This window comes from Candidatus Darwinibacter acetoxidans (assembly GCF_041936445.1).
Lineage (GTDB): Bacteria > Bacillota > Limnochordia > Darwinibacteriales > Darwinibacteriaceae > DTU010.
Map to the genome: position 1 here is coordinate 1 of NZ_JBHGXH010000166.1, position 1,095 is coordinate 1,095.

General features: G+C 56.3%; 1 protein-coding gene and 1 pseudogene. One reads left to right on the forward strand and one right to left on the reverse strand.

Translation table 11 applies throughout. From position 1 onward, the window contains the following. Positions 1–241, forward strand: a pseudogene (locus ACE4YL_RS06285) (hypothetical protein); the annotation flags it as partial. 143 nt (positions 242–384) lie between these two features. On the opposite strand, the gene ACE4YL_RS06290 reads toward ACE4YL_RS06285, so the two are convergent. Further along, on the reverse strand, positions 385–1,095 hold a 711-nt coding region (locus tag ACE4YL_RS06290), incomplete at its 5' end, for an ATP-binding protein (protein ID WP_461369386.1).

Genomic DNA, 1,095 nt, shown 5'->3' on the forward strand with positions numbered 1-1,095 from the left:
TGCCGGGGAAACGCTCACCATCTACGACCTGAAGGTTCCCTTCAGAGAAATTGAGGCGCGTTACAACCCCGGCAGCCGGTTCGCCGCAGAGGAAATCTATCAGGATATAATCGGATTTCCGATTAAAGACGCGAAAGGTTCTCTTCTTTTTCTAGTCATTGTTTTTCTAACCAAACAGGTCTACAGGGGTCAAGACGATATAAGCAAAGCCAGGGATTATCTAGAACTGAACTGGTTCTGAGCGCGCATACGTAAAAACCCCCCATCTCCTTTTGTATTGCTATATTGCATTCTTCCTCTCCGCCTGCGAAGCGGTTAAGAACCCGCCTGGGGCCGCCTGATTTTCCAGCTTTGCCGGCGATGATAAAGCGCCCGCCTGCGCTGTCACCTTTCCTTAATGCCCGGGCCCGGAACGAGGCGGCGGACTTGGGCCGGGCAGGTGGATACGCAGAGACCGCAGCCCATGCATTTTACTTCATCAAGCGCCGGGACATTTCCTTTTAGGTAAACGGCATTGAACATGCACCGGTTTATGCATTCCCGGCAAAGGGTGCACCGGGAGGGGTCGGTCAGCTGGACTGTGAGTCCCGAGCCCTGGACCATGGGGATGCCATACTGCAGGTAGAGAACCAGGGGGATGCAGGATTCAGCATGGCAGTTGCAGAGCACGTAGCCCTTGCGGCCTTCCGGGCGGGATACGGTCATGACCTGGTGGACCAGGCCGTAATCTTCACACTCTTTTAGCTTGGCTATGACCTTCTCCGGAACAATAAAATCATCCCGGTAGCCTTCCCTGGAGAGATCGCTCATATCTTCAACATACAAGAAGCCCATGCAGGTATCCCGGGGCATCCTGCTGTCCGCGGGCAGGTAGTAAGCCTTGCAGGAACAGGGCTGCAGCCGTCCCACCCCCGCCCTCCGGAGCAGGGTGAGGATATTCTCATAGGGCATGATCCTTGGCCGCCCCTCCAGGGAGCCCTGGCAGGGAATCACCAACCCGTTAAAATAGCGGCAGAACCGGGCAAAGAGGTACTTCAGCGGCTTCCCCAGCAGCCGGTGCCGGGTGGCCCGCCCCCAGGCGAGGAAAAATTCCAG